Origin of the sequence: Streptomyces sp. NPDC017225, assembly GCF_044331465.1 — a bacterium.
Classification (GTDB): domain Bacteria; phylum Actinomycetota; class Actinomycetes; order Streptomycetales; family Streptomycetaceae; genus Streptomyces.
The window spans coordinates 242,079-257,275 of the sequence record NZ_JBIRNE010000010.1 but is presented as its reverse complement, the minus strand read 5'-3'; the positions used below and the strand labels follow the sequence as shown (position 1 = coordinate 257,275).

Below are 15,197 nucleotides of genomic sequence, written 5' to 3'. Positions count from 1 at the left end.
CTGGACAGGTGCTGGAGTGGTGGTCAGGGCCGCCAGGCCACCCGGTGCTCCGCCAGGTGGGCGAGGACCGAATGGTTCGCCTCCCAGCCGTCCGGGGCTGTAATCATCGGCCGCCTCCGGCGGCGTGCCGGACTCCGTCCGGCGCATTGGGCGGCGTCGTGCTGATCGTCGGCTGGACAGGTGCTGGAGTGGTGGTCAGGGCCGCCAGGCCACCCGGTGCTCCGCCAGGTGGGCGAGGACCGAATGGTTCGCCTCCCAGCCGTCCGGGAATTTCACCAGCGTGCCCAGCTGGACCGGCTCCGTGGACGGATAGTCGTCCAGGAGCTCGCCCACCCCTTCCCGGCAGACCACGATGCACGCGTGCCGGTGCCGGGAGGCCAGGACGCACAGGCGGCCCGTCTCCAGGTGGAAGGCGGTGGCGTCGGGGCGGCCGGAGAGCGGGTGGAGGACGACCGTGACGTCGTACTCGCGGCCCTGGAGCCGGTTCGCCGTGTCTACGGTCACCTCGGTCACCCCGAGGTCGGCCAGCGCGGCCCGTACCGCCGCCGCCTGGTCCCGGTGGGCCGTGCCGACGGCGATGCGGCCGGCGGTCAGCGGGGCGGGGTCGGGGGAGCGTTCGGACGTCGCCGCGCCCTCCCGGTCCAGGAGCCGCCGGACGACCATCGCCACCGCCCGCACCGCCTCCGGGTCGGTGCGGGGGGTGTGGCGCGGGGGCAGTTCCAGCAGGCCCCAGCCCGAGCGGGCCGCCTCGTCGATCACGCGGTCGGGGCCCGAGCCGTCCGACGCCACCGCGAAGGCCAGGGACCGGTCGCCGTGGTCCGTGCCGCTGCGGAACGGCGTGTACGGGTAGAACGCGTCGGAGACGAGCCGCGCCGCCGACGCCGGCAGGCGCCACGACACCGGCAGCCGGTGCTGGGGGAGCGCGGGGTTGTGCGCGAGGAGTGTCGTCACCGCGGACGCCGACGGGTCGTACGACAGGCCCGCCCACTGCTCGCTGCCCACGGTCGCGAACGGGTCCAGCTGACCCGGGTCGCCCACGAACAGCGCCCGCTCGAAGAGCCCGGCGACCGCCAGCAGCGCGTCCGAGCGCATCTGGTACGCCTCGTCGACGATCGCGTGCCGCCACGGCTCGTCCACCTTGACGTGCGCCCACTTCGCGGCCGTGGACAGGACGACGGCCTGCCCGGCGAGGTCGGCGGCCTTCGCCGACTTGCGTACGTTCGCCAGGTCGTCGAGTGCCTTGTCGTACGGGTCGGCGTCACTGCTGTGCAGGCGGCCCACCGGCAGGTCGGGGTTCTTCTCGGCGAGACGCAGGACCAGGTCGTCGACCTGGGCGTTGGTCTGCGCCACGACCATCAGGGAGCGGCCGGCCTCGGCCAGCTCCAGCGCCGCCCGCACCACGAGCGTGGACTTGCCGGCACCGGGCGGGGAGTCGACGACGACACCGCGCTCGGTGCCGTGCAGGGTGTCGTGGAGGATCGCGGCGGTGGCGCGAGCGGCCTCGGCGCCCGGGTCGAAGGCCGCGGCGGCGGACCGCCCGACGGGGGAGGCGGTGGCCTCGGCGGTCACAGGACGTCCTCCTCGGTCTGCGCGTCGGCGGCTTCCGGTACGGCGGCCGTCTCGCCGGGCGGGCCGCCGTGCGTCCACGGGGTCTGATCCGGGTCGGGCAGCTTCGCCCCGCCGCGCTGCTCGTGCTCGAAGAGGGTGAAGCAGACCCGGTCGCCCTTCTCCGGCACCGACCCGGCCTCCGGCTCCCTGCCGCGGCCCATCTTGTCGACGATCCGCAGGACCAGGGCGCCCTCGTCCGTGTCCACGCCCCCGTCCTCGGGCCCGCCCCCGCCGGCCGGTCCGACGTACTCCGCGGCCTGCGGCCTGCCGCCCAGCGACCGGTAGACCTTCACCCGCTCGCCCAGGTGCGGGCGGTCGTCCGTGCGGACCGTGACCAGCGGACGCGGACTGGGCCGCTTGCTCTCGCTGTACGCCATCACCACGTCGGTGACCTCACCGGCGAACGCCTCACCGGACAGCCGCCGCCCGGCCATCACCAGCGGATCGTCCAACGCCTCCTGGGCCTCCAGCCGGGCCTGTTCGCGCTCGCGGGTGGCGAGCTTGTTCGCCGCGGTCACCGCGTCGTCGCGGCGCGGCTGCGGAGGCTCGCCGGACAGGACGCGGTCGCGGTGGGACGTGAACGACCAGCGGTCGCGGGTCCAGCGGTCCTCGACATGGGCGCCGGCGGGCAGCTCCCGCAGCAGGTCAAGGCCCCGCCACACGGTGTCCCAGGTGGGCCGCGTACGGCTCTCGACCAGGGTGCGGATCTCCTGCTCGGCGGCACTGAGCGCGCCGAGCCGTTCGTCGGCCTCCAGGCCGTCCTCGGCGGCGGCGAGCGCGGTGCGGGCACGGTCGTAACGCTCGATGGCGGGGGCGAGCAGCCTGTTGTCGAAGGCCGGGTCGGTGGCCGGGCCCGCGGGCGGGCACAGCAGCTGGCCGTCGGCGTCGCGGGCGAGTTCCGCACGGTGCGCGGCCTGCGCGCCGGTCAGCCCCGCACCATCGGCCTCCGGGTCGATCCAGGCCAGCAGCGCCCCCAGGTGCTGGTCCTCCAGCGTGGACTGCCCCGTCGCCCACTGCCGGCCCAGCAGGTCGGTCATGGCCAGCAGGAGGGAGGAACCCGGGACGCGGGCCCGCTCGCCGTAGTGGGTCAGCCACCGGCCGAGCAGCGGCACCCTCGGCGGCGCGGGGTGCGGTGTCTCGGGGTCCTCCTCCGCCGTACGCCGGAACCGCATCGACCGGCCCAGCAGCCGGACGAAGTCGATACCGGCCCGGCTCGGCACGACCAGCTGCGCGGCGTCCGCGCACAGGTCGACCTCGACCTTGACCCGCTTGCCCGTCTCCGGGTCGGTCTCGCTGCGCTCGGCGGTCTCGACACTGTCGGCGTACGACTCGACGTGCGGCAGCACGATGCCGGCCAGCTCGGCCAGGAACGCGAAGCGCAGGTCGCGGTCGCGGGGCTGCGGGACGACCAGCAGATGCGGCGCGTCCCGGTCGGTGCCGACCAGCGCGCCGAGCGGGGCACCGGCCTCACCGGCGGTGATCAGCGGTACGAAGACCAGCGGACGGTCGGACAGGTGCCGGTGCCGGACGGTGGCGGCGGGCTGGGCACGGCCGGTGCGCACGGCCTCCAGGCGGGCGAGCGTGGTGATCAGCGACACCCGGCCACCCCGCTTCCGCTCCCGCCGGCCCCGCTGCCGTCGAGGCCGTCGTCTCCGCCGATGCCGCTCCCGCTCCCGCGGGTCCCGACGCCGGCCGTCGCGAGTGCCTCCGCACGCAGCCGGGCCGCCCGGCGCAGGGCGGCCACCGCCGGATCGTCCGGGTCGCCGGCCTCCCCATGGGCCGCCGCCAGCACGCCCTCCACCGTCGACAGACCGCCGAGCTCGGCCCGTACCGGGCGGCCCAGCGAGGTCACCGCGCCGGCCTCGCGTGAGCGGCCGCGGCAGTGGAAGGCCAGCTCGCAGGCGGACAGGCACTCGGGCGCGTACGTCGCCGGGACCGACTCGACCGCGGCCGTCAGCTCCTCGGCCGGCAGCTCGGGGGAGAAGCAGACACCCTCGGGGAGCGTGTCGGCGATGTCCTCGATGCGGGTCAGGCGGGCCAGCTGGCGGCCGGTGACCGCGCGCTGCTTGCGCACGTCGACGGCGGACGCGGTGGGCAGGTTGGAGAAGTCCTTGGGGCAGACGAGGAGCACCCGGTGACGCACGCGCGGGGCGGGATCCAGCCGGGCGGCGACCCGCTCCAGGGCCAGCACGTACACCGCGGCCTGCCGGGCGGCGGCGCCGACCTTCGCCGGGTCGGCCGCGCCGTCCAGCATGGGGAAGGACTTGATCTCGACGACCGTCCAGCTGCCGTCCGGGTGCACCACGACGGCGTCCGGCTCCAGGAAGGCGGGGGATCCGGCGACGTCCAGGGCGAGCATCGGGTGGTCGAGGAGCGTCCACGTGCCGGGCGTGCCCGGCCTGTCGGGTGCGCCGGGTGTGCCGGTGGCCTCCCGCAGGGCCAGCGACGTGCGGGCCGCGCGGCCCTCGGGGCCGGTCGCGGACAGGTCCGGTACGTGCGCGGCTGCGGGCGGCTCGGCGCCCCGGTCCAGCTTCTCGTGCACGAGCCGCAGCAGCTCCGCGCCGCCGTCCGCCTTGACCCGGGCCTCGAAGGCGTTGCCCCGCGTGAAGGCGAACTGCGACTGCCCGAAGACCGACGGTGAGCCCAGCGCGCTCGCGAGCGAGCCCTTGTCCACCCCGGCACCGTCGAGGATCGCGCGCCGGCGGCACCCGGGGTTGGCGGCGAGGGCGGCCAGGGCGCGCGCGTCCAGGGCCTTGGCCGGTACGTCGGGCCCGCGCAGCTCAGCGAGCCGGTGCCGGAGTCTCGTCCCCCGCGTCCGAGGGGGCGGGGTCCGGCTCGGCTCCCGCCCCGAACCGCTGCTCGCGCTGCCGTGGAAATCGCTCACCCGCGGAAGTCTGGCATCCACCACTGACAATCGTGGAACCCGTGGCGGCCGGGGCCTGCGCGGCGGGGGTGAAGCGGGTCACCAACCGGGTCCGCACCCGGTCCGCGCTCCGCAGCACGAACGGCGTCAGCAACAGCCCCGCGCCCATCACGGCCGCGCCCGCGACCGCGTCCAGGAAGTAGTGGTTCGCGGTGCCCATCACCACGATCACGGTCACCAGCGGGTAGACGACGCCGGCCACCTTCGCCGTGCGCGTTCCGCCGTAGCGCCACAGCATCACGCCGCACCACACGGCCCAGCCCACGTGCAGGCTGGGCATGGCCGCGTACTGGTTGGTCAGCCCGCCCAGGCCGCGCGGGGCGCTCGCCTCGGCGCCCCACCAGCCGTACGAGCTGTACTGGGCCATCGTGTCGACGAAGCCGTGGCTCGCGTCCAGCAGCCGGGGCGGGCAGGTCGGCAGCAGGGTGAAGCCGATGAGGCCGATGAACGTGGACGTCATCAGCCAGGTGCGGGCGGCCCGGTAGCGCACGGTGCGCGAGCGGAAGATCCAGATCAGGATCGCCGGGGTGACCCCGTAGTGCAGCGACGCGTACCAGAAGTCGGCCGGTATCCCGATCCAGGGATTGTTGGTGAAGAGGTCGTTGAGCGGGTGCTCCGCGTTGAGGAAGAGCACCTTCTCTATGCGCAGGATGGCCAGACCGTGGTCGACCGCGTCGGAGACGTCGCCCCGGACGAGGAGGCGGCCCGCGGAGTAGCAGGCGTACACGAGGACGATGAGCGGCAGCTCGGTCCACCAGCGCGGCCGAGGTTTCGGGGCAGCCTCGGTGCCCGGTGTCTCGGTGTGCGGCAATCCGATCGCCCTCCCCCTTCGTTCTCGCGCGCGCCTCGGACGGACACGGGCGTGCCACTCTACGGCCTTCGTGCGCCCGCTTCACGGAGCACCCTCGGCCCTGGAAGACGCCCACATCGCCCGGCGGGTTGCCCGCGCACGGCGTGCGCGATGATGGAGACGTCTCCTCCGACATTTCTCCCGGAAAGGCCCCTTCATGGCACCGCGCATCCTGTTGGCCCGGCACGGACAGACGGAGTGGTCGCTGTCCGGCAGACACACCGGCAGGACCGACGTGCCGCTTCTGGAGGAGGGCCGGCGCGGCGCCAAACTGCTCGGCGAGCGGCTGCACCGGGCGCCGCTGGAGGGGCTGCCCGGGGTCGAGGTGCGCACCAGCCCGCTGGTCCGCGCGCGGGAGACCTGCGAACTCGCCGGCTTCGGCGAGCGCGCCCGGACCTGGGACACGCTGATGGAGTGGGACTACGGGGCGTACGAGGGCATGACGCCGGACGAGATCCAGGCCGTCCGGCCCGGCTGGCTGATCTGGCGGGACGGGGTCCCCGAGGGGGAGAGCCCGGCGGACGTGACCGCGCGCGCGGACGAGGTGGTGGCGTGGGCGCGCGAGGCGGACCGCGACGTCCTCGTCTTCGCCCACGGGCACATACTCCGGTCGATCGGGGCGCGGTGGCTGGGGCTGCCGCTGGACTTCGCGGCGCGGATACGGCTGAACCCGACGTCGCTGTCGGTGCTGGGATGGGCGTACGGGGAACCGGCGCTCGAGAGCTGGAACGACCTGGGGCACTTGGCGGGCTGACGACGGCGGGACGACGACGGCGGGATGACGACGGCGGGCTGACGTCGCCGCTGACCGGTGCGGGGCCGCCCCGGGAGGCACGACACCCCTAGATACGCATGGCGCTCACGCCGTCCGTGGCAGGGACGCGTGGCGGTCCAGGAAGGGTGACACGCCCGAGGCGCGGCGGTGGGGGAGGAGCACCCGGGCCGTGCCGGCCAGCATCGTGTGGATGCGGGACGACTGGACCTCGCCCAGCAGGTCCAGGACCCGCATACCCGCCCCCGCCGCCTCGTCGGGGCGGCCGCCGCGGGCCAGGTCGTCCGCCAGTTCCGCCGAGTACAGCGCGAGGTTGCGGGTGAAGTGCGGGTCCTGCAGTCCGGCCGCCCGTCGCGCGTGCCGGGCCGCCCGGGGCCAGTCGCCGAGGGTGGACCAGCACTGGGCCTCCAGCCCCTCCAGCTCGGCCTCGCCGTAGAAGCTCATCCACTCGGGGTCGGCGTCCGAGGAACCTCGTACGTAGAAGGCCTGGGCGCGGGCCAGCGCCTGCTCGCAGCCGACGCGGTCGGCGAGCCCCGCCCAGCCGCCCGCCTCGCGCAGCGCCAGCAGGGACATCAGCCGGGCCGAGCCCAGCGGCCGGGCGGCGCGCTGCGCGGCCTGGGCCGCCCGTACCGCCTCGCGCGGCCGGCCGGCGTCACGGGCCAGGAAGGCCATGTTGCAGAAGGCGTGCGCCTCCAGGCCCGCGTCGCCGGTCATCCGGGAGGTGGCGAGGGCCTCGGCGTAGTGGGAGCGCGCGTCGTCGAAGCGTCCGGAGTCGTGCGCCAGCCAGCCCACGGAGATCGCCAGCTCACCGGCGCCCGAGTAGAGCCGGTCCGCCGTCGCCTGCCGGGTCGCTCCGGCGTCCAGCAGCGCGTACGCCGTGCGCAGCGGGACTGCCGCGCGCCGGTAGAGACCGTCCGCGCCGTGCCGGTCGTCGAGCAGCCGGATCCGGCGGACGGCGTCTTCCAGGGCGCCCGCGTCGCCCGCCCCGGCCCGCCGCACGGGGCGCTGTGCCGCCGCGGCGTCGAGGGCGAGCCCGAGGGGGCCCAGCGAGGCGGCGGCCGCCGTGGCGCCGCTCGTCATGAATGCGCGACGCAGCACGTCGCTCTCCTCGTTGTCGTTGTCGTGCCTGTCGTACGGGTTCTGCGTGTCCTGCGTCTCATACGGCTCGTCCGCCCCTCTCGTCTCACTCGCGGTGCGCGTCGGGCGTCCGCGTACCGACGAGCGGGGCGCGAACCCCAGGTCGGTGAGCGTCCGGCCGGGGAACATGTGGAGGAACACCCGCTCGTACGCGTAGTTGGGGCAGCGGATCTCGCCCGCCTCGACCCGTCCGACGTAGCGCGCGTCACAGCTGACCCGCTCGCCGATCTCGCGCCCGGCCCTGCGCACCGCCGCCGCGAACTCGGCCGGCGAGCGCTTTCCGCGCAACCGCCGGAAGGCCGTGTTCGGCCGCGGGGGCCGTTCGGGCTGGGCGGAGGTCACCATTGACGACGCCATGGCCGGGTCCTCTCGTGCGAACCTGCGAACCATGCCGGGACAGGGGCGGGTTGTGCGGATTTCTCCGTCTGTCCGCCCTGCTTCCGGCGAGCAAGAACGTACCGTCTGTGACGGATCGGGCACGCGGTGTTTGGCTACAAACCGGATATCTCATCCCCGATCTGCCATGAAGTGCCATCCTTTGCGGCTGATTCGTGCCGTAGCCGTTGACGCTCCGAGGCGTTGAACCCCGTGGACCGGGAGGCTCCCGTAACCCGGTCCGCTCGTCCAAGGAGGAGTTCCGTGATGGAGGCCGGGATGGTTACCGGACGGATCAGCGATCGCCCCTGCGACGCCTGCGACGTCGTCACCGTGCCGACCCGGCAGGGTCTGGAGGCGGTCGACATCCTCAGGCGGGGCGCCGGTGAGGGGGTGGGCCCGGTGATCCACGACGACGGCTGCGACACCCTGGGGTTCCTGGTGCCCCCCGGTACGGCCGCCGCCTGGGACGTGCCGGGAAGCACCTGCACGGAGACGGACGGCCGCGGACCGCGCGTCGACCCGGCTCCCGCGCCTCCCGAGCCCCCCGTGGAGGGCTCGGACTGGTTGCTGCCGCCCGGCGACGCCGACCTGGCGACCGACCCCGCCGTGCTGCGGGCCGCGCTGGGCGAGGCGGCCCGGCTGATCGAGGCCGCGGACAGCTGCCGCTGAGCTGCCGGGGTGCCGCCGGGCGGCCTCAGGGCGCCGGGTCACGGGGCCCCGAGGCGCCGGAGGCGGGGACGGCCGGCAGGGCGTCCCGTGAGGGCGTCGATAATGGTCCGATGGGAAAGTCCAGGAACGCCCGTCGCGGACGCGCCGCCGTCGAGACCCTCGCCGAGAACGTCGACGGCGGGCTCGCCGAGCTGGTCCCCGACCGGGAACGGACCCGGGCCTGGACGCTGCTGATCGACGGCGCCCCGCAGTCGCACGTCGACCTCGACGACCCGGCGTACCTGTCCTTCGAGTACCAGCGCCGCCTCGGGCACGTCATCGACCTGGCCGCCCCGGCGGGCAGACCCCTCCAGGCCGTGCACCTCGGCGGTGGCGCCTTCACCCTCGCCCGCTACATCGCCGCCACCCGGCCCCGCTCCACCCAGCAGGTCGTGGAGAAGGACGCCGGCCTCGTCCGGCTCGTCCGCCGGGAGCTTCCCCCGGACCCCGGCGCGCGGATCCGGGTGCGGTCCACCGACGCGCGCGCCGGGCTGGCCAAGGTGCCCGACGGCTGGGCACAACTGGTCATCGCGGACGTGTTCAGCGGGGCCCGTACTCCGGCCCATCTGACGTCCACCGAGTTCCTCGACGAGGTCCGGCGCGCGCTCGCGCCCGGCGGGATCTTCGCCGCCAACCTCGCCGACGGCCCGCCGCTCGCCCATCTGCGCGGCCAGATCGCCACCGCCGCCGACCGCTTCGCGGAACTCGCCCTCGTCGCCGACCCCGCCGTGCTGCGCGGCAAACGCTTCGGCAACGCGGTCCTCGTCGCCTCGGACCACCCGCTGCCGGTCGCCGAACTCACCCGCCGCGCCGCCTCCGACCCGCAGCCGGCGCGCGTGGAGCACGGCCGCGCGCTGACCGACTTCACCGGCGGCGCCGTACCCGTGAAGGACGCGGCGGCGGTGGCCTCCCCGGCGCCGCCCCCGTCCGTCTTCCGGTGACTCAGTAGTTTCCGATCTCCACCCGGGGCGGCGAGTCGTGCCAGGTGCAGAACACCGACACGCGGTCCGCACCCGAGGTGAACTCCACCCGGATCCAGGACTCCGTCTTCCACACCTGCATCGACCAGCCCGCGCCCGGCGTCGCCGACACCAGGGACGCGGAGGACGTACCGAGGTCGAACACCGCACGGCCGCCGTCGGTGTCGTAGCTCCGGAGCCGGCCGGACGCGGTGGGGGCCGGATCGGGCGCGGGGGTAGCGGCGGGAGCGGTGGCCGTCGTCGTCCGCGACGGGGCGGGCCTCGGCTCGCGGGGCGTGCCGCTCGGCGTCGGCGACGGACTGCCCGACGGGGACGGCCGCCTGGTGGAGGAGGCCGGCGACTCCGAGCCGCCGTCGTCCCCGGCGGCGTCCGGTCCCCGCGAGTCGCGCACGGACGTGTCGGCCGCCGTGATGGGCAGGGCGCGGGGGCGGTCGTAGGCCGTGCCCGTCATCACCGTGTGGACACCCCACCACGACAGCGTGACCGCCGCGCCGGTGGCGAGCAGCCAGGCGAGTACGTGTACGAGTCCTCTGCGCATCGCGGCCATACTGCCTCACGCGTCACACACGTGTCGCCCGGACGGAGACGGAACGGAGGGGGAAGGGAGACGGAAGGGTGGCGGGACCAGGGCGGATCGACGGCGGAACCCGAGCGCGGGAGGCGGGGCCGTAGTTGTCCACAGGCCCGCACCGGCCGTGACCGCATGGCGTACGGTGCCGCCCATGGCAAGTGTGCTCGTGGTCGAGGACGACCAGTTCGTACGCTCGGCGCTCATCCGGCATCTGACCGACGCCTCGCACACCGTGCGCAGCGTCGGTACGGCGCTGGAGGCGTTGCGCGAGGTCGCCCATTTCCGTTTCGACGTGGTGATCCTCGACCTCGGACTGCCCGACCTGGACGGCTCCGAGGCGCTGAAGATGCTGCGCGGCATCACCGACGTACCGGTGATCGTCGCCACCGCCCGGGACGACGAGACGGAGATCGTACGGCTGTTGAACGCGGGAGCGGACGACTACCTCACCAAGCCGTTCTCCGTGGAGCACCTGTCGGCCCGGATGGCGGCCGTACTGCGCCGCGCCCGGACCGGCCCCGCTCAGGCGGCCCCGCCGACCGTCGTCCGGGTCGGCGGCCTCACCGTCGACCCGCTGCGCCGCCAGGCCGAACTGGACGGCGTGCGCCTCGACCTGACCCGCCGGGAGTTCGACCTGCTCGCCTTCCTGGCCGGCCGGCCGGGAGTGGTCGTCCCCCGCAAGGAACTGCTCGCCGAGGTCTGGCAGCAGTCCTACGGCGACGACCAGACCATCGACGTCCACCTGTCCTGGCTGCGGCGCAAGCTCGGCGAGACCGCGGCCCGGCCGCGCTACCTGCACACCCTGCGCGGTGTCGGCGTGAAACTGGAGCCGCCCGCGGAGCCGTCCGCGGAGCCGTCCGCCGGGCCGTCCGCCGGGCCGTCCGCCGGGCCGTCCGCCGGGCCGTCCGCCGGGCCGTCCGCCGGGCCGGCCGCCGGGCCGGCCGCCGCTCCGCCCGGAGTGGAGCCGCCACGATGAGGTGGGCCCTGGTCAAGGTGTCGCTCGCGGTCACCGCGATGGTCGTGGTCGCCTTCGCGGTCCCGCTGGGACTGGTCATCCGGGAGATGGCCCGCGACCGTGCCTTCTCCAACGCGGAGCGGGAGGCCGCCGCCGTCGCCCCGGCACTGTCCATCACCACCGACCGCGAGCAGTTGGAGCGTGTGGTCGCCTCCGCCGGCTCGGACGCCGGAATGGCCGTGCACATACCGGCTTCCGGCGAGGAGAGCGGCGGCGCGGACGGCACGACGCGGGGCGGCACCGGCATCGGCAGGCAGCGGGCCACCGACGAGGACATCGCCGCCGTACGCGAGATGGGACGCGCCTCCACCACGGAGGTGTCCGGCGGCTCCACGCTGCTCCAGCCGGTCGCGCTCAGCTCGGGGGAGATCGCCGTCGTCGAGGTGTACGTCCCCGAGTCCGAGGTCACCAACGGCGTCGGCACGGCCTGGGCGGTGCTCGCCGCGGTCGGCGTCGCCCTGATCGTCGGCTCGGTCGCGGTCGCCGACCGGCTGGGCGTACGGATGGTGCAGCCCGCGCGGCGCCTGGTCGAGGGCGCGCACGAGCTGGGGGAGGGGAAACTGGGCGCACGGGTGCCCGTGGAGGGGCCCAACGAACTGCGGCTCGCGGCGGTCGCGTTCAACTCCATGGCCGACCAGGTCGTCCAGCTCCTGGCCAACGAACGGGAGCTGGCCGCCGACCTGTCCCACCGGCTCCGTACCCCGCTGACCGTGCTGCGGCTCAACGCCGCCTCGCTCGGCGAGGGACCGGCGGCCGAACAGACCCGGGCCGCCGTCGAGCAGTTGGAACGCGAGGTCGACACGATCATCCGCACCGCCCGGGACGCCAAGCCGCAGACGGCCGCGGCCGGTCCGGGCGCCGGCTGCGACGCGTCCGAGGTGGTCCGGGAGCGGATGGGTTTCTGGTCCGCGCTCGCCGAGGACGAGGGCCGCAAGTGGCGGGTGGCCGGCGCCGACCGGCCGGTGCGCATACCCGTGGCCCGCGCCGACCTGGCGGCCTCCCTCGACGCCCTGCTCGGCAACGTCTTCCGGCACACCGCCGAGGGCACGGCCTTCGCGGTCGACCTGCACAACGGCGAGGACGCGGTGATCGTGCTCGTCTCGGACGCGGGCCCCGGCATAGCCGACCCCGAGGCGGCGATGGCCCGCGGCCGGGGTTCCGGCACCGACGGGTCGACCGGACTCGGCCTGGACATCGTGCGCCGGCTCGCGGAGTCGACGGGCGGGGACGTACGGATCGGCTCCTCCGTGCTCGGCGGCACCGAGGTGCGGATCTGGATCCAGCTGGGCGGGCGGGCGACGCCGGTACGGCAGCGCGGACACCGGGGAGCCGTACGGCGCCGTCGGCAGCCCCGGCCGGCCACGCCCCCTCGTGTGACGTCGACCGGGGGCTGACCTTCCCGTTCCCGAGTCGGTGCCGGGACACGGGAACAGGCCGGCGCACGTGCCGGACCGGCGCCGGGGTCCCGCGGACGGGGCGCGGCACCCCCCGTCGGCTGCCGCGCCCCGCGCCCGTCCCCCCGCTTCCCCTCCCCCTGCTTCCCCGTCCCCCCTCGGGCGGGGCTACTCGGCGGCCGACTCCACCGGGGGCAGCGACCCCGTGCGGGCCGCCCGTCCGTACCAGAGGGCGCTCGACTTCGGGACGCGCTCCTGGGAGGCGTAGTCGACGTACACCGCGCCGAACCGCTTCTCGTAGCCGTAGGCCCACTCGAAGTTGTCCAGCAGCGACCACAGGTAGTAGCCGCGGACGTCGGCGCCGTCGGTGATGGCCCGGCGGACCGCCCTGAGGTGCCCGTCCAGGTAGGCGACCCGCTCGGGGTCGTGCACCGTGCCGTCCGCGCCGCGCTTGTCGTCGTAGGCGGCACCGTTCTCACTGATGTACAGCGGCAGGCCGGGAGCCTCACGGTGGTAACGCATGATCAGTTCGTGCAGGCCGGTCGGGTCGACGCTCCAGCCCATCTCCGTACGCTCGCCCGGCGGCTGGTGGAACGCCACGTCGTCCGCGGCGGGCCACGGCGAGTGGTCGCTCTCGCCGTGTCCGCCGGAGCTGCGGACGCGTGAGTCCGCGTCCGCCGCCGACACCACGGTGGGCGTGTAGTAGTTGAGGCAGATCGCGTCCAGCGGCTGGCGGATCAGTCCCAGGTCGCCGTCCTCGACGTGCGACCAGTCGGTGACCGGTGCCGTCGCCTCCAGCAGCGTCTGCGGGTAGGCGCCGTGCAGGATCGGGCCGTGGAAGATCCCGCCGGACAGGTCGTCGATCTTCCGCGCCGCCGCCAGGTCCGCCGGCTGCTGCGACAGCGGCCGGACGGCGGAGGTGTTGAGGCTGATCGCCACCGAGTTGCGGGCCGGCATCACCGAACGCAGCGCCACCGTGCCCAGACCGTGCGCCAGGTTCAGGTGGTGCGCGGCGCGCAGCGAGGCGGCCGGGTCGGTACGGCCGGGGGCGTGCACGCCGGAGGCGTAGCCCAGGAAGGCGGCGCACCACGGCTCGTTGAGCGTGATCCACTGCTCCACCCGGTCGCCGAGCGCCTCGCCGACGATCTGCGCGTACTCGGCGAACCGGTAGGCGGTGTCCCGCTCGGGCCAGCCGCCCGCGTCCTCCAACTCCTGCGGCAGGTCCCAGTGGTAGAGGGTGAGGGCCGGCTTGATGCCGGCGGCCAGCAGCTCGTCCACCAGGCGCCGGTAGAAGTCCAGGCCGCGCTGGACGGCGGGGCCGCGGCCGGTCGGCTGCACGCGGGGCCAGGAGACGGAGAAGCGGTAGGCGCCCAGCCCCAGGTCCTTCATCAGCGCCACGTCGTCGCGGTAGCGGTGGTAGTGGTCGACAGCGATGTCACCGGTCTCGCCACCGGCCGTCTTCCCCGGCGTATGGCTGAAGGTGTCCCAGATAGAGGGGGTACGGCCGTCCTCCCGCACCGCGCCCTCGATCTGGTACGCCGAGGTCGCGGCGCCCCACAGGAAGGCGGGAGGGAAGGAGACAGGGCGTGGTTCTGGCATGGAATCGCTCCCACGGGTCGGGGACTTCATTATGCATGGGAGCGCTCCCACAGTGAAAGCCCACCCCCGGAACCGCCTTTCGCCGCACTTCCTGTCGGCGCTACACCTCTTGGCCCTCTTGCCGCCGCCCGTCGAGCCGCGCCGGCGATTCCCCTTCAGGCGGACTCCCGCACCACCAGCCGCGTCGCCAGGACCACTCCGCGGTGGCCCGAGCCGCGTTCGGCGATCTCGTCCAGGAGAAGGTCCGCCATGCTGCGGCCCATCTCCTCCAGCGGCTGGCGGACGCTGGTCAGCGGCGGGTCGATGTGCCGGGCCACGATCGAGTCGTCGAACCCGACCACGGCCACGTCGTCGGGCACCCGCAGGCCCGCCGCGCGCAGCTCCAGTACGGCGCCGGAGGCCATCACGTCCGAGGCGGCGAACACCGCGTCCAGCCCGGGGCGCCGGCGCAGCAGTTCCCGCATGGCCGCGCGTCCCCCCTCCTCGGTGAAGTCGCCGTCCGCGACCAGGTCCTCGTCGACGGCGACACCGGCGCTCCGCAGGGCGTCGCGGTAACCGGCGAGGCGCTCCCGGGCGGCCTCCATGTCCAGTGGTCCGGTGATGGTGCCGACGACGCGCCGCCCGCCCGCCAGCAGGTGCCGGACGGCGCTCCCGGCGCCGCCGCGGTTGTCCGCGCGGACGTGCCCCAGTGGCTCCCGGTCACCGCGCCGGCCGGCCAGCACCGTCGGGATGGCGAGCGCCTCGAGCTGGTCGGGCAGCGTGTCGTCACTGTGTACGGCGACCATCAGCACCCCGTCCACATGCTGCCCGGACAGATACGGGGCGAGGCGCGCGTACTCCTTCTCGTCGCGCACCATCACCAGCAGCAGCCGCATCCCGGCGCTCGCGAGCCCGGCGGACACTCCCCGGATGATGCCGGAGAAGTACGGCTCGGAGAACAGCCGCGTCTCGGCGTCGGGGACCACGAGCGCCACGGAGTCGGTGCGCCGGGTGACCAGGGAGCGGGCGGCCGGGTTGGGGACGTAGCCGAGCTCGGCGATGGCCTGCTCCACCGCCGCGCGGGAACGGTCGCTCACCTTCGGTGACCCGTTGATGACCCGGGAGACCGTGCCGCGGCCGACGCCGGCGCGGGCGGCGACGGCGTTCAGGGTCGGGCGCCGGACGTCCGCGGCGGAGGGCGGCGGTTCGGCAGGGCGCATCGTTCACCTTCCGGTGCTCTGTGGGGGGCTGGCCTCATTCTGGCCCAGAAATGTCCCGGGACC

The 15,197-nt window shown here is 74.7% G+C and carries 12 protein-coding genes and 1 pseudogene; 5 read left to right on the top strand and 8 right to left on the bottom strand.

Annotated elements, in window-relative coordinates; all coding sequences use genetic code 11:
- Nucleotides 1–195 precede the first annotated feature (195 nt).
- The 4 genes from ACH4NX_RS23040 to ACH4NX_RS23025 are packed head-to-tail and all read right to left on the bottom strand — an operon-like array spanning nt 196 to nt 5,342.
- On the bottom strand, nt 196–1,569 hold the full coding sequence (locus tag ACH4NX_RS23040; RefSeq protein WP_351396598.1) for an AAA domain-containing protein: 1,374 nt from the start codon (nt 1,567–1,569) through the stop codon (nt 196–198).
- On the bottom strand, nt 1,566–3,206 hold the full coding sequence (locus tag ACH4NX_RS23035; protein ID WP_398128581.1) for a hypothetical protein: 1,641 nt from the start codon (nt 3,204–3,206) through the stop codon (nt 1,566–1,568). The genes ACH4NX_RS23040 and ACH4NX_RS23035 overlap by 4 nt, the downstream gene beginning before the upstream one ends.
- Nucleotides 3,197–4,492 carry a hypothetical protein gene (locus ACH4NX_RS23030; protein WP_398128582.1) on the bottom strand — a complete coding sequence of 432 codons (1,296 nt, stop codon included), beginning with the start codon at nt 4,490–4,492 and terminating at the stop codon, nt 3,197–3,199. Before ACH4NX_RS23030 ends, ACH4NX_RS23035 begins: the two co-directional genes overlap by 10 nt.
- The gene (locus tag ACH4NX_RS23025) at nt 4,389–5,342 is read right to left on the bottom strand and encodes a phosphatase PAP2 family protein (protein WP_351396603.1); all 954 of its coding nucleotides are present in this window, start codon (nt 5,340–5,342) and stop codon (nt 4,389–4,391) included. The genes ACH4NX_RS23030 and ACH4NX_RS23025 overlap by 104 nt, the downstream gene beginning before the upstream one ends.
- A gap of 196 nt (nt 5,343–5,538) precedes the next feature.
- Between ACH4NX_RS23025 and ACH4NX_RS23020 the strand changes: the two genes are divergently transcribed.
- Nucleotides 5,539–6,135 (top strand): histidine phosphatase family protein, encoded by a 597-nt coding sequence (locus ACH4NX_RS23020; protein ID WP_351396606.1) that lies wholly within the window; start codon nt 5,539–5,541, stop codon nt 6,133–6,135.
- A 105-nt stretch (nt 6,136–6,240) separates the two neighbouring features.
- Here the strand turns inward: ACH4NX_RS23020 and ACH4NX_RS23015 are convergent, their stop codons facing one another.
- Complete coding sequence (locus ACH4NX_RS23015; protein ID WP_398128583.1) at nt 6,241–7,647, bottom strand: hypothetical protein; 1,407 nt, start codon at nt 7,645–7,647, stop codon at nt 6,241–6,243.
- 297 nt (nt 7,648–7,944) lie between these two features.
- Here ACH4NX_RS23015 and ACH4NX_RS23010 point away from each other — a divergent pair, with 297 nt between their 5' ends.
- Entirely contained in the window at nt 7,945–8,337 is a 393-nt protein-coding gene (locus tag ACH4NX_RS23010) for a hypothetical protein (protein WP_351396612.1), read from the top strand.
- Between the two features lie 110 nt (nt 8,338–8,447).
- Complete coding sequence (locus tag ACH4NX_RS23005) at nt 8,448–9,317, top strand: fused MFS/spermidine synthase (protein ID WP_351396613.1); 870 nt, start codon at nt 8,448–8,450, stop codon at nt 9,315–9,317.
- Between the two features lies 1 nt (nt 9,318).
- Here the strand turns inward: ACH4NX_RS23005 and ACH4NX_RS23000 are convergent, their stop codons facing one another.
- Nucleotides 9,319–9,894: a hypothetical protein gene (locus ACH4NX_RS23000; RefSeq protein WP_398128584.1), complete on the bottom strand. Its 576-nt coding sequence runs from the start codon at nt 9,892–9,894 to the stop codon at nt 9,319–9,321.
- 184 nt (nt 9,895–10,078) lie between these two features.
- Here ACH4NX_RS23000 and ACH4NX_RS22995 point away from each other — a divergent pair.
- Nucleotides 10,079–10,762: pseudogene (locus ACH4NX_RS22995) on the top strand (response regulator transcription factor); the annotation flags it as partial.
- Between the two features lie 137 nt (nt 10,763–10,899).
- A complete protein-coding gene (locus ACH4NX_RS22990) occupies nt 10,900–12,336 on the top strand; it encodes a sensor histidine kinase (RefSeq protein ID WP_398128585.1) in 1,437 nt (478 codons plus the stop codon).
- 168 nt (nt 12,337–12,504) lie between these two features.
- On the opposite strand, the gene ACH4NX_RS22985 is transcribed toward ACH4NX_RS22990, so the two are convergent.
- Nucleotides 12,505–13,935 carry a GH1 family beta-glucosidase gene (locus tag ACH4NX_RS22985; protein WP_351396625.1) on the bottom strand — a complete coding sequence of 477 codons (1,431 nt, stop codon included), beginning with the start codon at nt 13,933–13,935 and terminating at the stop codon, nt 12,505–12,507.
- 155 nt (nt 13,936–14,090) lie between these two features.
- Nucleotides 14,091–15,134 carry a LacI family DNA-binding transcriptional regulator gene (locus ACH4NX_RS22980; RefSeq protein ID WP_351396628.1) on the bottom strand — a complete coding sequence of 348 codons (1,044 nt, stop codon included), beginning with the start codon at nt 15,132–15,134 and terminating at the stop codon, nt 14,091–14,093.
- Nucleotides 15,135–15,197 lie beyond the last annotated feature (63 nt).

Excerpts from the sequence above, each read along its gene's own strand:
- ACH4NX_RS23020 (WP_351396606.1), top strand. The coding sequence starts at position 5,539 with ATGGCACCGCGCATCCTGTTGGCCCGGCACGGACAGACGGAGTGGTCG.
- ACH4NX_RS23015 (WP_398128583.1), bottom strand. The coding sequence starts at position 7,647 with ATGGCGTCGTCAATGGTGACCTCCGCCCAGCCCGAACGGCCCCCGCGG.
- ACH4NX_RS23010 (WP_351396612.1), top strand. The coding sequence starts at position 7,945 with ATGGTTACCGGACGGATCAGCGATCGCCCCTGCGACGCCTGCGACGTC.
- ACH4NX_RS23005 (WP_351396613.1), top strand. The coding sequence starts at position 8,448 with ATGGGAAAGTCCAGGAACGCCCGTCGCGGACGCGCCGCCGTCGAGACC.
- ACH4NX_RS23000 (WP_398128584.1), bottom strand. The coding sequence starts at position 9,894 with ATGCGCAGAGGACTCGTACACGTACTCGCCTGGCTGCTCGCCACCGGC.
- ACH4NX_RS22990 (WP_398128585.1), top strand. The coding sequence starts at position 10,900 with ATGAGGTGGGCCCTGGTCAAGGTGTCGCTCGCGGTCACCGCGATGGTC.
- ACH4NX_RS22985 (WP_351396625.1), bottom strand. The coding sequence starts at position 13,935 with ATGCCAGAACCACGCCCTGTCTCCTTCCCTCCCGCCTTCCTGTGGGGC.
- ACH4NX_RS22980 (WP_351396628.1), bottom strand. The coding sequence starts at position 15,134 with ATGCGCCCTGCCGAACCGCCGCCCTCCGCCGCGGACGTCCGGCGCCCG.